A 16,516-nucleotide genomic window follows, 5' to 3' on the forward strand; every position below is an offset into this window, starting at 1 on the left:
GCGCCATCAAAGCGCCACCTTTGCGCCGCGGGAATAACAACCTTGACCGGTAACGTTTGATTAACCAAACCTGCGCCTAATGAGAACGGAACGGACCGGCCTCGCGCGACGCGGGACTGGCCCAGTGATCGCAACTCGGCAGAGCAGGACAATGATGCAGAACACGATCTTTCGTGCCGCAGCCGCCGGCCTTTTCGCGGCTACTCTGGTGATCGCCGCGCCTTTCGGCGCAGCCAATGCACAGCAGGCGGGGATGCTCGAAATCTCTCCGATCAAGGTCGCGGTGAAAAGCGTCGCCGGCAAGGGAAGCGCTCGTTTCGACTGGCTCGCAGGCGGCAAGAGCGATGACCAACCCGCGGAGCGCGTCGCAAGCCGTCGTTCGCCCGGCACCGGCAGCTGGATCTGCTCGCCTTCGGGCTTCGGTTCGAAATCGCGCTGCTATCAGCGCTGATCCGGCTCCCCACAGCACCATCAGCTTTGCGGCCCCCTCGGGGCCGTTTTGCATTCCCCCTCAGGGTTGGGGGGAAACTGACCGTGCAATCGATCCCGGCGGGTAGCTTGCCCTCGGGATTGGCCGGCACCAGACGCACCCCGAACGTATCCGAGCCCGCGTCGAAGACCTTGTCCCCCACGATCACCATCGCGTCGTATTCCCCGCTCAGAGGCGCCGCTGGACAGACCTTTTCCACCTGCCCTTTCGCGACCTGGTCATACATCGCGGTCGGCAGGAACACCTCGACATGAAGCGGGTCGATCTGCGCAAGCTGCGCTACGGGCGATTACGAAGAGACATATTCCCCCGGCCCCATCATCCGCGTGATGACGAACCCGTCGATGGGCGAGCGGATCTCGCGCCGTTCTAGCTGCGCCTGCACCCGTGCGAGATCGCGCTTGGCAAGGTTCTGGTCGAGCTCGGCCGCGCGATGGTGGCCTTGCCGGCTCCGTTGCTCCCATAACGAGGGGCGCGAGAGGAGGTTTGCGAGGTCTCGCGACCATGTCGAGAGGCATCTCCCCAAGGCGCGATCTGCCCGCTTTCAGGGCGAGAGGAGCGCATTGCGGGTCATCGACACCCTCCTGCGCGGGGGCCCTTCTGCCCTTCCGTTCAGATTGGCGATCAGTGGAAGTCCCGACTGGGGAACAGCCGTTTTGCCTGTTCTCTGGGATGGCGTGCGGTGGTCTGCGGGCGGGGGCGCGGAGCATCGTCGGCCTGCGGTGCGGTCAGTCCCAGAACATCGTCGAGCGGGTGTCCCAGATCGGCCAGCCGGGGCGAGAGATCCTCGATCCTCTCGGCGATCAGATGGACCACGATCCCCTCGCGCTCCAGCCGCCCCGAGACACGCAACAATCGCCCGCCCATGACCGCCCGGCGGAAGCGTTCGTAAAGCTTCGGCCAGACCACGACATTGCTCACGCCGGTCTCGTCCTCGAGCGTGATGAAGATCACCCCCGAGGCGGTTCCGGGGCGCTGGCGCGTAATCACGAGACCGCAGACGGTGACCCGGTTCTGCCCCGTCCCGACCAGTTCGCAATGCGGCGTAAGGCCGGGGATCGAGGGGCGCAGCAGCTCCATCGGATGGGCGCGCAGGCTCAGGCGCAGGGCCACGTAATCCTCGACGACCTCTTCGCCCAGATGCATCGCGGGCAGCTCCACCACAGGTTCGCGCCCGCCTTCGCCATCCATCGGATCGCTGAACAAGGGCAGCGGCGCGGGTGCCCGGATCGCCTTGACCGCCCAGAGCGCATCGCGGCGCGTCAGCCCGATCCCGGCGAACCCGTCCGCCTCGGCGAGCCGTTCGAGCACATGCGGCGGCGTGCCAGCGCGCAGCCAGAGGCTCTCCGGGTCGGGGTAACCATTCCCGCGCGCCGCCACGATCCAGCCCGCATCCTCTTCGCGAAACCCTTTGATCTGGCGAAAGCCCAGGCGCAGCGCCAAGGCCCCGTCGGCGCGGCGCTCAAGGCTGTTGTCCCAGCTCGAATGGTTCACGCAAACGGGCCGCACCTCGACCCCGTGTTCGCGGAGGTCGCGCACTATCTGGGCAGGCGCGTAGAAGCCCATCGGCTGTGAATTCAGCAGCGCGCAGGCGAAGATCGCGGGGTGGTGGCATTTGAGCCAGGACGAGACATAGGTGAGATGCGCGAAGGCGGCGGCGTGGCTCTCGGGGAAGCCGTATTCGCCGAACCCCTCGATCTGGGAAAAGCAGCGATCGGCGAAATCGGGCGTGTAGCCGCGCACCAGCATCCCTTCCACGAACCGGTCGCGGAAGGTGCCGATCGTGCCCATCTTGCGGAAGGTCGCAAGCGAGCGGCGCAGGCGGTCGGCCTCTTCGGGGGTGAAGCCAGCCGCGACCACGGCGATCTGCATCGCCTGCTCCTGAAAGAGCGGGACGCCGAGGGTCTTGCCCAGCACCCCCTCCAGTTCCTTGGAGGGGAAATCCACCTTCTCGCGCCCCTGACGGCGGTTGATATAGGGGTGGACCATGCCGCCCTGAATAGGGCCGGGACGAACGATAGCGACCTCGATCACGAGGTCATAGAAGGTGCGCGGGCGCATCCGGGGCAAGAAGTTCATCTGCGCCCGGCTTTCCACCTGAAACACCCCCACCGCATCGGCGCGGCAGAGCATCTCATAGGTCGGCGCATCCTCCTGCGGGATAGTGGCAAGCGACATGCCGAGCTTCTCGTGGCCCGCCAGAAGGTCGAAGCTTTTTCGGATGCAGGTGAGCATCCCGAGGCTGAGAATATCGACCTTCAGGATGCCCAGAGTGTCGATATCGTCCTTGTCCCATTCGATGCAGGTGCGCCCCTCCATCGCGGCATTCTCGATCGGACAAAGCGCGTCGAGGCGGCCCTTCGTGATGACGAAGCCGCCGACATGCTGGCTGAGATGACGCGGGAACCCGATGATCTCGCGGATGAGCTTGAGCGTCTGCGCCAGCCGTCGGTCGGTCGGGTCGAGGCCCAGTTCGCCCAACCGCGCATGGTCCGGTCCCTTTCCGGAAATTCCCCAGATCTGCCCTGCGAGCCCCGCCGTCACATCCGCACTCAGCCCCATCACCTTGCCCACCTCGCGGATCGCGGCGCGGGTGCGGAAATGAATGACGGTGGCGCAAAGGCCCGCGCGGTCGCGGCCGTAGCGCTCGTAGATCCACTGGATCACCTCCTCGCGGCGCTCATGTTCGAAATCGACGTCGATATCGGGCGGCTCGCCACGGTATTTCGAGATGAAGCGCTCGAAGACCATGCCGATCTGATCGGGGCTGACATCGGTGATCCCGAGCGCCCAGCAGATGATCGAATTGGCCGCGGAGCCCCGCCCCTGACACAGGATCGCGCGGCTGCGCGCAAAGCTCACGATGTCATGGACGGTGAGGAAATAGGCGGCGAATCCCAGTTCGGAGACGAGGCGCAATTCCTTTTCCAGAAGGGCCGCGTGACGCTCGGGGATACCGTCCTTGCTGCGCCGCGCCAGCCCCTCGCGGGCGAGCCGCTCGAGCCGGTCCTGCGCGGCCTCCCCTTGCGCGACCTCGTCGGGATATTCGTAGCTGAGTTCCGACAGCTCGAAGCCGCAACGCGCCGCGATCTCGCAGCTGCGGCGCAGCGCGGCGGGATGGCGGCGGTAGAGCCGCGCCATGTCCTCGGGCCCTTTCAGGCGGCGTTCGGCATTGGGCAGCGCACGGGTGCCGAGGCTGTCGATCGTGCAGCCTTCGCGCAGGCAGGTCAGCACATCGGCCAGTTGCCGGCGCGCGCCGCGATGCATCAGCACGTCACCCACCGCCACCATCGGGGTCGAGGCCCTCAGCGCCAGCGCGGCGCAGGCATCGAACCAGCGCTGATCCGAGCCGTCATAGCGCGGCGGCGCGCCAAGAAAGACCTGTCCCGGATAGCGCCGCCGCATCTCTTGCAGCGGCGGGAAAGCGCGTGCCAGATCGGCGGGGGGAAGCGCGATCAGGATCATCCCCTCGCAGCTCTCCAGCAGATCGGCGCGGGTCAGATGGCACTCCCCCTTCCCCGCCCGGCGCTTGCCACGGGTCAGCAGCTGGCTCAGCCGGTGATAGGCCGCGCGATCGGTCGGCAGCGCCACCCATTCGACCGGGCAATCGCCCAGCACCAGTCGTGCGCCGGTGATCAGTTTCGGCAGCCGCGCGGTGACGGGACGCAGCAGCTCCTGCGGTGAGCCGATGGGCTGGCGGGAGCTTTCATCGCGTTGCAGTTCCGAGCGGATGCGCAGCGCCTCATCCGCCGCGCGCCTCAGCTCCTTCAGCGCCGAATAGGCCCGCACCACGCCCGCGAGCGAGTTGCGATCGGTGATCGCGATTGCCTCCAGCCCCAGTTCGGCGGCGCGCACGATCAGCTCCTCGGGATGCGAAGCGCCGGTGAGGAAGGTGAAGTTGGACGTTGTGCAAAGCTCGGCATAGCCGGTCGGGAGGGAGGGGGCGCTGCCCCCGCGCCCGTCGGGCGTCCCCCGAGATATTTTCGTCAAGAAGAAGGGGCGGCTCATGCGAAGACCCCTTCCACATACCAGCCCGGATCCTGCGGGGTATGGAACATCCAGAGCCGCCAGCCCTGCCCGGTCTCGACCCGCCAATAGTCGCGCATTCCGCCGCGCCAGTTCGGATCGTCGAACCACCATTCGGGCAAGAGCCGCTCCGGTCCTTCGATCCGTTCGGCGGTGAGCGACTGGCGGCGCCAGCGGAAGCGGCGCGGCGGGTCGGGGGTGTCCGCGTCGACCGGTTCGGGCGGGAAAAGCCGGAGCGGGCGGGGATGCGGCTGGTGCCAGTGACCCTCGGGATCGGCAAAGGCGGCAGGCGCGATCAGGAAGCTGCGTTCGGGAATGTGGCTGTCGGCGGGCAGGTAGCGCTGGACGTTGTCGAGCCCGATGCGCAGCCCGATCCGGGTGATCAGATCGCCCAGCCTGTCACGCCGCTCGGTTGCGATGGCGCCGATCTGGCGGGCGGGCAGCGGCTCGACCTGGGTGGCGGCGAGGCGCAGCTGGTCGATGCCGAAGCCTGCATCGATATCCTCGATCCCGCGCGCGAAGAGGGCCGCGATCCGGGCCGGATCGCTGAGGGGGGCGGCAAGGCGCAGCTCGACCTGCTGGCTGGCCTGATCGACCCGGCGCAACGTGAGACTGAGCACCCGCGCACCAGCCTCGTTCTCCCTGAGTTTGGCACAGAGCCGCGCAAGAAGCCGCTCGATCCCGGCCATCACATCCGCCTGCTGACCGATCGGTTCGGGCAATGTCAGGCGGGTGCCGTAATGGGGAGGATCGGGTTCGGGGGAGATCTGTTCGGGCAGATCGCCCAAGGCCTGATCGAGCCGCGCCATCAGCCCCGCCCCGAACCGTCGCGCAAGCGGCGCGCGAGGCGTGCGGATGAGATCGCCGATCTCGCGCAGCCCCAGACGTTGCAACCCTGTCACCGTCTCATGTGGCAGGCGCAGCGCGGCGACGGGCAGCTTTGCGAGCGCCGACAACCGCGCGCCCGGCGCGGCCGCCCGACCAGGGGCAAAATGCGCCAGCGCCCAGGCTGCGCCCCGGGTATCGGCCAACCCCAGACGCGCCGCGATCCCGGCGCGCTCGAGCCGCGCGGCCATCTCGGCCATCATCGCCTCTTCCCCGCCCCACAGATGATCCGATCCGGTGATGTCGAGCACCAGACCATCCTCGCCATCCAGTCCCACCCAAGGGCAATAGCGTGTGGCCCAGCGGCGCAGGGTCTCCAGAAATTGCGTCTCGCGGGCGGGGTCGGCAGGGGCGGTTTGCAGGTCGGGGCAGAAGGCGCGGGCCTCCGAGAGCGCCATGCCGCGGCCGAGACCCTGCGCCTCAGCCGCGGCGTTCAGGCAATGCAGCCGGTCTGTATTTCCCTCGCGCAGGACCAGCGCGAAGGGGGCCTCAATGGGCCGCGCGCGCAGAACCCGGTCGCTGGCCAGCCGGGGAAACCAGAGGGAGAGGATACGCCGCGCGCGCCCGTCGAACATCTCGCAGAGCCCAGGATTCGAGTCATTTGTTCACATTTTGTTCTTTTTAATTCCGCCCCCTTTCGGAGTCGAGTCTGCAAAGCCGGCGGATCAGTCTTGCGCCACCGCCCCTTCCACGAAGGCGATCAGCCGCGGCAGGCAATGGGTGCGCAGATCGTAGCGATCGAGGATATGGGCGCGGGCGGCGGCACGCATCGGCGCGAAACGCTCGGGCGCTGCCAACCCCTCGGTCAGCGCGCGTGACCAGCCGGGGATATCGAAGAAATCCACCAGCCGCCCGGTTTGGCCATCGGTGATCACCTCGCGCACGGGGGCGGTGTCGGAGGCCACGACCGCGCAGCCCGCCGCCATCGCTTCCATCAGCGACCAGCTGAGCACGAACGGATAGGTCAGGTAGGCATGGGTGCGGCTGACATGGAGCATGTCGATAAAATCGGCATAGGGGATGCGACCGAGGAAATGCACGCGGCTGAGATCGAGACGGTCGCGCACCTCGTCGAGGAATTTCTGTTTCCAGCTCGTCGCATCCTTGGGGGCGCCGCCGTAGCTCTGGCCTTCCTCGCCCACGATCAGCACATGGGCGTCGGGCCGCGCGGCCAGCACATCGGGCAGCGCGCGCATGAAGGAGTGATAGCCCCGATAGGGTTCGAGCGAGCGGTTCACGAAGGTCAGGACCTCGTCGCCGGGGCGGAAGGTGAGCGTGGTTTCGGGCACGCAAAACCGCGCGTCCGGGTTCGGCGCGAGACGCGCGCAATCGATCCCGTCATGGCAGACGGTCAGCTTGGCGCGCAGCTCCGGGGGGAAGGTCGCGGCCTGAAACCCGGTCGGAGAAAGACCGGCATCGGCCTGCACCATCGCCTGGATCAGATGGGCCGAGCGCGCGGTGGTCGAGATACGGCTCTCAAGGCCGGGATTCTGGAATTCCGCGTCGAAATCGGTATCCATCCCGGTCGTGCGATACATCAGCTCGGCATAGATCAGCAGTTTCGCTTCGGGCCAGACCTCGCGCAGGAACAACGTCTCGCCCCAGCCGGAATGGCCGAAGATCACGTCCGGCACGAAACCGTGCGTATCGCGCAGCTGCCGCGCGGCGAAGGCCACGCGCGCGCCGCGCTGCGCGCTTTCGGCATAAAGACGGGTGAGCCGCGACGAGAGTTTCACCTCCTCGGGCTTGCGGTACTTCATGACCTTCACCGGCGAGGGGCGCTGGTTCGTCTCCACCGTCAGCGCGAGCACCTCATGCCCGCGCGCGGCCAGCGCCGGGGCGAGATGCACGAATTGTGCCGGAAAGTTCTGGTGGACGAAGAGGATCTTCATGCGGTCTCGGGTTCGAGCGCGCTCTTGCCGAGCGCCGCAGCCATCAGTTGCCGCGTGTATTCGGTCTGCGGATTGGCGAAGACCTCTGCCGCCGCGCCCGCCTCGACCACGTCGCCGCGCTTCATCACCATCACCTTGTGGCTGAGCGCGCGCACCACCCGCAGATCGTGGCTGATGAAGAGATAGGCGAGCCCGTGGCGTTTCTGCAGGTTGCGCAAAAGCTCCACGATCTGCACCTGCACCGTCATGTCGAGCGCCGAAGTGGGCTCGTCCAGCACCACCACCTTGGGCCGCAGGATCATCGCGCGCGCGATGGCGATGCGCTGGCGCTGGCCGCCCGAGAACTCGTGCGGGTAGCGCTCCATCATCGTCGGATCGAGCCCGGTTTCCTCCATGATCTCGGCCACCATTTCGCGCCGGTTGCGGCCCGGATCGACGCCGTGGACGGTCAGGCCTTCGCCGATGATCTGCTCGACGGTCATGCGCGGCGAGAGCGAGCCGAACGGGTCCTGGAAGACGATCTGCATGTCGCGGCGCAGCGCGCGCAGCTGGCGCGCCTGCCATTGCGAGATGTCCTCGTTCTCGTAGATGATCGGCCCTTCGGAGGCGATCAGCCGCATGATCGCAAGCGCGAGCGTGGTCTTGCCCGAGCCGGATTCCCCGACGATCCCCAGCGTTTCCCCTGCCCTGACCGACAGCGAGGCGTCATTGACCGCCTTCACATGGCCGATGGTCTTGCGCAGCAACCCGCGCTGGATCGGGAACCAGATCTTCAGATGCTCGGTGCGCACCAGTTCCGGCGCGTTCTCGGGCACCGGGTCGGCCATGCCGGTGGGCTCGGCAGCGAGCAGTTTCTTGGTGTAGGGGTGCTTCGGGTTGGCGAAGATATCCTCGGTCTTGCCCTGCTCCACGATCTCGCCATTCTGCATCACGCAGACCCGATCCGCGATGCGCCGCACCACGCCGAGGTCATGCGAGATGAACAGCAGGCTCATCCCCATGTCGCGTTTCAGATCGGCCAAGAGTTCGAGGATCTGCGCCTGGATCGTCACGTCGAGCGCGGTCGTGGGCTCGTCCGCGATCAGCAGATCCGGCCCGTTCGCCAGCGCCATCGCGATCATCACGCGCTGGCGCTGCCCACCCGAAAGCTGGTGCGGGTAATCGGCCAGACGGCTCTCGGGGTTCTGGATGCCGACCTTGTCGAGCAGCTCGACGATGCGCTTTCTCGCCTCCTCGCCGCGCACGCCCTGATGCAGCGCGAGGCTCTCGCCGATCTGCTTTTCCAGCGTGTGCAGCGGGTTGAGCGAGGTCATCGGCTCCTGGAAGATGAAGCTGATATCGTTGCCACGCACCGCCATCAGATCGCGTTCCGAGGCGCCGATCATCTCGCGGCCCTCGTAGCGGATCGAGCCTTCGAGCTTCGCGTTCCCACCCACCAGCGCCACGGTCGACAGCGCGGTGACGGATTTCCCCGAGCCGGACTCGCCCACCAGAGCGACGGTCTCACCCGCGCCCACGGTGAAGCTGACGCCCTTCACGGCCGGAGTGTATTTGCCCTCCGAGCGGAAGGAGACCTTCAGGTTTTCGACCTCGAGAACGGGTTTCATCTAAACACCTTTCTGGGGTCGAACGCGTCGCGGATGCCCTCGAAGACGAAGACCAGAAGCGAGAGCATGATGGCGAAGGTGAAGAAGGCCGAGAAGGCGAGCCAGGGCGCCTGCAGGTGCTGTTTGCCCTGCAACGCCAGTTCGCCGAGGCTGGGCGCGGAGGACGGCAACCCGTAACCCAGATAGTCGAGCGAGGCGAGCGCCCCGATCGCGCCGGTGATGACGAAAGGCAGCATCGTCAGGGTCGCGACCATCGCGTTGGGCAGGATGTGGCGGAACATGATCACCCGGTCGGACACGCCCAGGGCGCGCGCCGCGCGGACATATTCGAAGTTGCGCGCGCGCAGGAACTCGGCGCGCACCACCCCCACCAGCGCGGGCCAGCCGAAAAGGATCGAGACGAACACCAGCAGCCAGAAGCTGCGCCCGAGGATCGCGAAGAGGATGATGATCACATAGAGCGACGGCGTGGAGGACCAGATCTCGAGGATACGCTGGAAGATCAGGTCCGTCTTGCCGCCGAAATAGCCCTGCACCGCGCCGGCCGCGATCCCGATCACCGAGCCGATCCCGGTCACGATCAGCGCGAAGAGAACCGAGGTCCGGAAGCCGTAGATCACGCGGGCGAGCACGTCGCGCGCGGTGTCATCCGTGCCCAACCAGTGATCGGCATCGGGCGCCGAGGGCGCAGTGCCCACATCGTTGATCGTGTTGTAGCTATAGGGGATCGGCGGCCAGAGCATCCAGCCCTTGTCGATTGTCTCCCCGTCGATCTCGCCGGTCTTCAGCGCTTCTTTGGCCAAAGCCTGCGGATCGTCGGCATCGAAACAGGTCTCGTTTCCACCGGTCTCGATCAGGCATTGCACGACCGGGTCGCGATAGATCGCCTCGGTGCGGAAATCGCCGCCGAAAGCGGTCTCGGGGTAGAATTTGTAGATCGGGAAATAGAGCTCGCCACGATAGCTGACGACGATCGGTTTGTCGTTCGCGATGAACTCCGCGAACATCGAGGCGACGAACAGGACCGAGAAGATGATCGCCGACCAGAAGGCGCGCTTGTTGGTCTTGAAATTGCGCCAGCGGCGTTGGTTGAGAGGGGAAAGCGCCATCAGCCCGCCCTCTTCTCGAAGTCGATGCGCGGATCGACGAAGACATACATCATGTCCGACAGGATATTCACCACGAGCGAGATCAGCCCGAACATGTAAAGCGTGCCGAAGATCACCGGGTAATCCCGCTCGACCGCCGCCTGGAAGCCCAAGAGGCCCAGCCCGTCGAGCGAGAAGATCGTCTCGACGATGATCGAGGCGCCGAAGAAAATCCCGAGGAACTGCGCCGGGAAACCCGCGATCACGATCAGCATCGCGTTGCGGAAGACATGGCCGTAAAGCACCTTCTTTTCCGCGAGGCCCTTGGCGCGGGCGGTCATCACATATTGCTTGTTGATCTCGTCGAGGAAGGAGTTCTTCGTCAGCAACGTCATCGTGGCGAAGCTCGCGATCGTCGTTGCCGTGACCGGCAGCGCGATATGCCAGAGGTAATCGAGCGCCTTGCCCACCATCGTGAGCTGATCGAAATTGTCCGAGGTCAGGCCGCGTAGCGGGAAGATCTTGAAATAGCTGCCGCCTGCAAACAGCACCATCAGCATCACCGCGAACAGGAAGCCGGGGATCGCGTAGCCCACGATGATCGCGCCCGACGTCCAGGTGTCGAACGGCGTGCCGTCGCGCACCGCTTTGCGGATGCCGAGCGGGATCGAGATGATATAGGCGAGGATCGTCGACCACAGCCCCAGCGTGATCGAGACCGGCATCTTGTCGAGCACGAGGTTCACCACGCTTTCATTGCGGAAGAAACTCGTGCCGAAATCGAAGGTCAGATAGCCCTTCATCATCAGCGCGAAACGCTTCCAGGCGGGGATCTTCTCCTTGTGGCAGGCGGGGTCCTTCAGGTCGGGCGTGCCGGTGAAGCCCTCGTCGCAGACGACGCGCGCAAAGCCCATCTGCACTTCCAGCTGATTGAGCAGTTCGGGAGAGATCCCGCGTGCGCCCTGATAGCCGCTATCCTCCACGCCGCCCTGGTTCTGCGTGCCAGCATCGCCGCCGCCCGAGATGTTGCGCATCGAATCCGCCTCGCCCTGCACGCGGGCGATGACCTGTTCGATCGGCCCGCCGGGGACGAATTGCGTCAGCGTGAAATTGATGATCATGATCCCCAGCAACGTGGGGATCACCATCAGCAATCGCCGCAGGATATAGGCACCCATGTCCGGCCCTCTGCTCGTTTATCGGCGGTCGCTCAGAGCGCGCCGCTCGCTTTCAGTTTCTTGGCCTTCTCGGCGTCATACCACCAGAAATCCAGCTCTCCCAGCGAATAGGGCGGCAGGGTCTGGGGGTGATCATACATGTCGTAGTACGCGACGGTATAGGTGGGCTTGAACCATTGCGGCACCCAGAAGCGCATCGCGCGCAGGGCGCGGTCGAGCGCATGGACGCGCGGCAGCAGTTCTTCCTGCGTTTTGGCCTCCTCGACCATGCGGATCATCTTGTCGACGGCCGGGTTCTTCAGCCCCATCGCGTTGAACACGTCATCCGCGCCGCCCGAGCCGAAATATTGCTGGAGATCGGCGCCCGGAATGTAGTCCTGCCCGAGATGGGTCGTGATCATGTCGAAGTCGTGGCTGCGGCGGCGGTTCTCATATTGGCTGTCGTCGACACGCTCCATCTTCGCGTCGACACCCAGCGCGCGCAGGTTCTGGACGTAAGGGTTGATGACCCGGTCGAAGGTCTGGCTGTCATTGAGGATCGAGACGGTGAGGGTCTCGCCCTTCGCATTGCGCCGCATTCCGTCATCGCCCACGACCCAGCCGGCCTCTTCGAGAAGGGCGGCCGCCTTGCGCATGTTCTTGCGGTCGAGCTGACGTTTGCCCGAAATCGGCGGGATCACCGCATCCTCGGTCAGGACGCCCTCGGGCAGATCCTTGGCGAGCGGTTCGAGGATCTTCAACTCCTCGGGCGACGGCTTGCCCTGTGCCTGAAGCTCCGAGTTTTCCCAGATACTCTCGACCCGGTCATAGAGGCCGTAGAACAGGGTCTCGTTCGACCATTCGAAGTTGAACATCAGCCCCAGCGCCTCGCGCACGCGGATGTCGTCGAATTTCGCCCGGCGCAGGTTGATCGCGAAGCCCTGCCCCGAGGCGATATTGCCATTGGGCAGTTCCGCCTTGACGATTTCGCCCGTCTGCATCGCGGGGAAATCATAACCCGTGGCCCAGATGATCGAGCTCGCCTCGTTGCGGAAAGTGTAGGTGCCCGATTTGAACCCCTCGAAGGCGGATTGGTAATCACCGAAATACTCGATCCGGATCTTGTCGAAGTTCGCGCGGCCCTTGTTGATCGGCAGATCCTTTCCCCAGTAATCGGGATTGCGCGTCCAGGTGATCGAGCGGTTGTCCTTCACGCTGCCGAACATGTAGGGCCCCGAGCCGATGAAGGGCACATCGGAGGTCTGCGACAGGTCGATCTTGTCGCGTTCGAACTGCGCCTTGGAGAAAACCGGAAGACCGGCGACCGACTGGATGATGTCGCGGCGCGGGTAATCGGGCTGGAACTCGAAGCGCACATGCTTGTCGTCGAGCGCCTCGGCCGATTTGACCTGCTGGGCGATCACGGCGCGAAACGAGCTCAGCCCCTTGTCGCGCAGCTGCTCGTAGGAAAAGACCACGTCCTGCGCGGTCAGCGGCGAGCCGTCCGAGAACTTGATCCCGTCGCGGAGGGTAAACACCACCCAATCCTTCGACTCGGGATATTCGAGGCTTTTGCAGAGAAGACAGTAAAGCTCGCCTACCGTATCGGCGGTGCCTTCCATCAGCGATTCCATCGGGGCCGAGGAGAGTGCCGCCGCGCGTCCCTGAATCGAATAGGGGTTGTAATTGTCGAAACCGCCCGGCGCCCATTCGGAAATTTCGCCGCCCTTGGGTGCATCCGGGTTGGCGTAATCGAGATGGGCGAAATCGGCCGGGTATTTCAGAGAGCCCAGCGTCGCGATGCCGTAAGAGGTGATCGTGTCTTGCGACGTGTCCTGGGCATGGGCTCCGAAGGCCAGCGCCGCCCAGATCATCCCCGCCGCGATCAGACCGTTCAGGGCGCGCGGCCCCTGATCCAGCCAATTCGCCCCGATCGCCCTGCTCGCCACGCACGTCTCACCCATGCACACCTGCTCCCTGATCCAAACCGCTTTCCGTCCGACCAAGCTAAAAGCCTATGGCCCTGTCCGGCAAGTTACGAATCTGTAAAGGGGCGCGCGGAAATGTGAAAGGGCCGCCCCGAAGGACGGCCCTTTATCTGCCGATGCAACTGCGCTCAGTTCGAGTGCTCTTGCAGATAGGCGATCACGTCGTTGCGGTCCTCGGCCTTTTTCAGACCAGCGAAGGACATCTTGTTGCCCGGGATGTAATCTTTCGGGTTCGCAAGCCATTCGTTGAGTGCTTCGAGAGTCCACTCGCCGCCATGGGCCTTGATCGCGTCGGAATAGCCAAAGCCGTCGACCGAAGCGACTGCGCGGTTGACCACGCCATCAAGATGCGGACCGACGCCGTTCTTGCCTTCGAGGCTGTGGCAGGCCTTGCACTTGCCAAAGATCTTCGCGCCCTTGGCCGCATCGCCGGTGCCCAGCTCGACCGCTGCGACCTGCTCTTCGGCGCCCGCGTTGCCGCCTTCTTCCTGAGCATCCAGAAGCCCGCCCGGAGCCGCGGACATCATGTCGGCCTGCGCATGTTCGCCGCCCGAGTGATCCTCGGCTTCGCCCACCGTGTAGAGCGCGCTCGAGGCCCAGGCCATGAGAAGGAAGAACAGCAGGCTGCCCAGAAGCGCGCCGGCTGCCTTTGTGAGGGTCATGGTGTTGAACATGTCTCGTCCCTAGATATGCGTCGTCGTCCCGCGCATCTATCCGCACGGACCCCTTTAGATCAAGGGAACTTTACCGAAAGTGAACGGAATTCCCAAGCGCCGTTGTGATAACGCCGCGTGAGCGATGCGCGCCCCTGCCCTCTTCCCTTCGCGCCCCTCACGGGCTAGGCAGTCGCAACGGGACTGATGGTCGGAGGGTGAAGCGATGAGCGGGACAAGTCAGGCAGGACGCACGGGCCGCATCGCCTTTCAGGGCGAACCCGGCGCTTACTCGCATCAGGCCTGCCGCGACGCGCGCCCCGGTCTCGAGGCCGTGCCTTGCCACACCTTCGAGGATGTCATCGACACGGTGAAGCGCGGCGAGGCCGATCTCGCGATGCTGCCGGTCGAGAATTCGACCTATGGCCGGGTGGCCGACATTCACCGCCTTCTCCCCGAGTCGGGGCTGCATATCCTCGACGAAGCCTTCGTGCGCGTCCACATTAGCCTGATGGCCCTGCCCGGCGTCCAGATCGAGGAACTCGAGAAGGTGCGCGCGCATCTGGTGCTGTTGCCGCAAGCGGCGAGCTTCCTGTCGAAATACGGCATCAAGGGCGAGGCCGCAGCCGACAGCGCAGGCGCTGCTGCAGAGCTTGCGCAGACACAGACGCGCTCGGTGGGCGTGCTCGCCTCCGACATGGCGGCCGAAACCTACGGGCTCAACATCCTCGCGCGCCACATCGAGGATCACGCCCACAACACCACACGCTTCCTGATCATGGGCAAACAACCCGACCGGACGCGGCGCGCCGACAAGATGATGACCACGTTCGTCTTCCGCGTGCGCAACATTCCGGCCGCGCTCTACAAGGCGATGGGCGGGTTTGCGACGAATGGCGTGAACATGACCAAGCTCGAAAGCTACATGGTGGGCGGCAACTTCACCGCGACCCAGTTCTATGCCGATGTCGAGGGCCATCCCGACGATCCGGCGCTCCAGCGTGCGCTCGAAGAGCTCGATTATTTCACCAGCTATCTCGAGATTCTCGGGGTCTACCCGGCCGATCCCCAACGCGAGGACTGATCGGACGCGCGCGGTTCCGACGTATCAGGCCTTCTCGGCCTGACGCTCGATATCCTCGGCGAAAAGATCGACGCGCTCCTTGAAGCGGCGTTCGAGATTGCCCTTTCCGAGCTTGGCCGATTGCACCATGAGCCGCGCGCCGAGCGAGCGCGGTTTCACCTCGAGCCCGACCATGAGGCGCGTGCGGCTTTTCGAAAGTTCGGTCAGTGCGCATTCGAGCACCGCCTCGAAACTCTTGGAGGCGCCGGCATATTCGATCATTTCCGGATGCTCGAAGCGGCGGATATCCGTGATCAGCTGGCGCTGCTTGCCGCGAAAGCGAAAGCCGATATCCCAGGACATGCCCGCCCCCGGCTCGGTCAGCGCATCAAGGCGCTGGAGCGTGATCCCGCGACGCAGCGCCACCCGCTCGAAAGACCCGAAATCGGCCAGACGCTCGAAGACGAACTCCGCAGGCGCTGCGATGTCGGTGCGGGTCGAGAATTTCATCGGCGGGCTCCTTGCGCGTCAGTGCGGGGCATCCCCCTTCGGACGGCAAAGTGGCGTCAATCGAGCCGGTCCGCAAGCCACTCGCGCATCAGCCATCCCGCAATCGCACCGGCGCGCGGCGGGCTGATCTCCGGATCACGCCCGGCCAGCACGCCCAGAAGCCGCTCGCGCGAAATCCAGCGCGCATCGGCGATCTCGACCGGGTCGATGGTGATCTCGGAACTGGTGGCGATGCCGTGACAGCCCAGCATCAGCGAGGCCGGGAAGGGCCAGGGCTGCGAGGCGACGAAGCGCACCGGCCCGACATGCACGCCCGCCTCCTCGAACACCTCGCGGCGCACGGCCGCCTCAAAGGTCTCGCCCGGCTCCATGAAGCCCGCAAGCGCCGAATACATGGTCTCGGGCCAATGCGGACCGCGCCCCAACAGCACTTCGTTGCCGCGCGTGATCAGCATGATCACCACCGGGTCGGTGCGCGGAAAATGCGGCCGCTCGCAATCGGGGCAACGGCGTTGCCAGCCCGACTGCTCGGGCACGCTCGCGGCACCGCAAAATGAACAGAAGCTGTGTGAGCGGTGCCACTCCAGCATCGCCCGAGCGGTCGCGGCGATTTCGGCCTCGGCCGGGGTCAGCAATCCCATCCGGCCGCGCAGCTCGGCGAAGACGACGCCTTCGGGCAGGTCCGGATGGCGCTGCTCGCTCGGATCGAAGAAAGCCGCGCCGTCGGGACGCTCTCCCTCGGGCTCGAACGCCGAGAGATCCCGGGCGAAAATCGCGCGGCCATCGGCGAGCCCCACGAACAGCTCCAGCCCATCAATCCCGGCAAGGACCGGATCGGCACAGGGCAACAGATGAAGCCCCTGCGCATCGAACAGCGGCCGCCCACGCCAGAGCCCGATCACCCGCGATTGCGGATCCGCGCGAAACGCCGCAAGCGCCTCGGCGTCCCCGCGCAGATGGGCGGCTCGGTCCAGCCCGCCTTGTGGATTGACGAAAGCCAGCCCCCTCGGGTCGAGACGCCCTCCCCTTGCGGGCGGCATGGCAGAGGCGGCGGCGGGGCGAGGATCGGTCATGGGAGGCTCTCCTTTATCCAAAGGCTTCTCACAGCACGGACGGCGAAGCCAGAGCGCAATCGACATACAAGCACCCCGCTCGCG

Annotated in this window: 12 protein-coding genes; 2 read left to right on the forward strand and 10 right to left on the reverse strand. The window is 65.3% G+C overall.

Features of this window, described 5'->3' with window-relative positions:
* Window positions 1-154 precede the first annotated feature (154 nt).
* Window positions 155-451, forward strand: a complete 297-nt coding sequence (locus BMI90_RS00400) for a hypothetical protein (protein ID WP_146671184.1) — start codon at window positions 155-157, stop codon at window positions 449-451.
* Between the two features lie 663 nt (window positions 452-1,114).
* On the opposite strand, the gene BMI90_RS00410 is transcribed toward BMI90_RS00400, so the two are convergent.
* From BMI90_RS00410 to BMI90_RS00445, 8 genes are all read right to left on the reverse strand, one after another.
* Window positions 1,115-4,498, reverse strand: a complete 3,384-nt coding sequence (locus tag BMI90_RS00410; protein WP_078524836.1) for an error-prone DNA polymerase — start codon at window positions 4,496-4,498, stop codon at window positions 1,115-1,117.
* Window positions 4,495-5,976 carry a DNA polymerase Y family protein gene (locus tag BMI90_RS00415; RefSeq protein ID WP_078524838.1) on the reverse strand — a complete coding sequence of 494 codons (1,482 nt, stop codon included), beginning with the start codon at window positions 5,974-5,976 and terminating at the stop codon, window positions 4,495-4,497. Before BMI90_RS00415 ends, BMI90_RS00410 begins: the two co-directional genes overlap by 4 nt.
* Before the next feature lie 90 nt (window positions 5,977-6,066).
* Window positions 6,067-7,293, reverse strand: a complete 1,227-nt coding sequence (locus BMI90_RS00420; RefSeq protein WP_078524840.1) for a glycosyltransferase — start codon at window positions 7,291-7,293, stop codon at window positions 6,067-6,069.
* The gene (locus BMI90_RS00425) at window positions 7,290-8,900 is read right to left on the reverse strand and encodes an ABC transporter ATP-binding protein (protein WP_078524842.1); all 1,611 of its coding nucleotides are present in this window, start codon (window positions 8,898-8,900) and stop codon (window positions 7,290-7,292) included. Before BMI90_RS00425 ends, BMI90_RS00420 begins: the two co-directional genes overlap by 4 nt.
* Window positions 8,897-10,009, reverse strand: coding sequence for an ABC transporter permease (locus tag BMI90_RS00430; protein ID WP_078524844.1), 1,113 nt, complete (start codon window positions 10,007-10,009; stop codon window positions 8,897-8,899). Before BMI90_RS00430 ends, BMI90_RS00425 begins: the two co-directional genes overlap by 4 nt.
* Window positions 10,009-11,166, reverse strand: coding sequence for an ABC transporter permease subunit (locus BMI90_RS00435; RefSeq protein ID WP_078524846.1), 1,158 nt, complete (start codon window positions 11,164-11,166; stop codon window positions 10,009-10,011). Before BMI90_RS00435 ends, BMI90_RS00430 begins: the two co-directional genes overlap by 1 nt.
* 32 nt (window positions 11,167-11,198) lie before the next feature.
* The gene (locus BMI90_RS00440; RefSeq protein WP_246831490.1) at window positions 11,199-13,019 is read right to left on the reverse strand and encodes an extracellular solute-binding protein; all 1,821 of its coding nucleotides are present in this window, start codon (window positions 13,017-13,019) and stop codon (window positions 11,199-11,201) included.
* A gap of 242 nt (window positions 13,020-13,261) precedes the next feature.
* On the reverse strand, window positions 13,262-13,807 hold the full coding sequence (locus tag BMI90_RS00445) for a cytochrome c family protein (RefSeq protein ID WP_078524850.1): 546 nt from the start codon (window positions 13,805-13,807) through the stop codon (window positions 13,262-13,264).
* A gap of 205 nt (window positions 13,808-14,012) precedes the next feature.
* Between BMI90_RS00445 and BMI90_RS00450 the strand changes: the two genes are divergently transcribed.
* Complete coding sequence (locus BMI90_RS00450; protein WP_078524852.1) at window positions 14,013-14,870, forward strand: prephenate dehydratase; 858 nt, start codon at window positions 14,013-14,015, stop codon at window positions 14,868-14,870.
* Between the two features lie 24 nt (window positions 14,871-14,894).
* On the opposite strand, the gene BMI90_RS00455 is transcribed toward BMI90_RS00450, so the two are convergent.
* Window positions 14,895-15,359, reverse strand: a complete 465-nt coding sequence (locus BMI90_RS00455) for an SRPBCC family protein (RefSeq protein ID WP_078524854.1) — start codon at window positions 15,357-15,359, stop codon at window positions 14,895-14,897.
* Between the two features lie 56 nt (window positions 15,360-15,415).
* On the reverse strand, window positions 15,416-16,399 hold the full coding sequence (gene nudC, locus BMI90_RS00460) for an NAD(+) diphosphatase (protein WP_078527116.1): 984 nt from the start codon (window positions 16,397-16,399) through the stop codon (window positions 15,416-15,418).
* Window positions 16,400-16,516: the final 117 nt, after the last annotated feature.

This window comes from Thioclava sp. L04-15, assembly GCF_002020275.1.
Lineage (GTDB): Bacteria > Pseudomonadota > Alphaproteobacteria > Rhodobacterales > Rhodobacteraceae > Thioclava > Thioclava marina.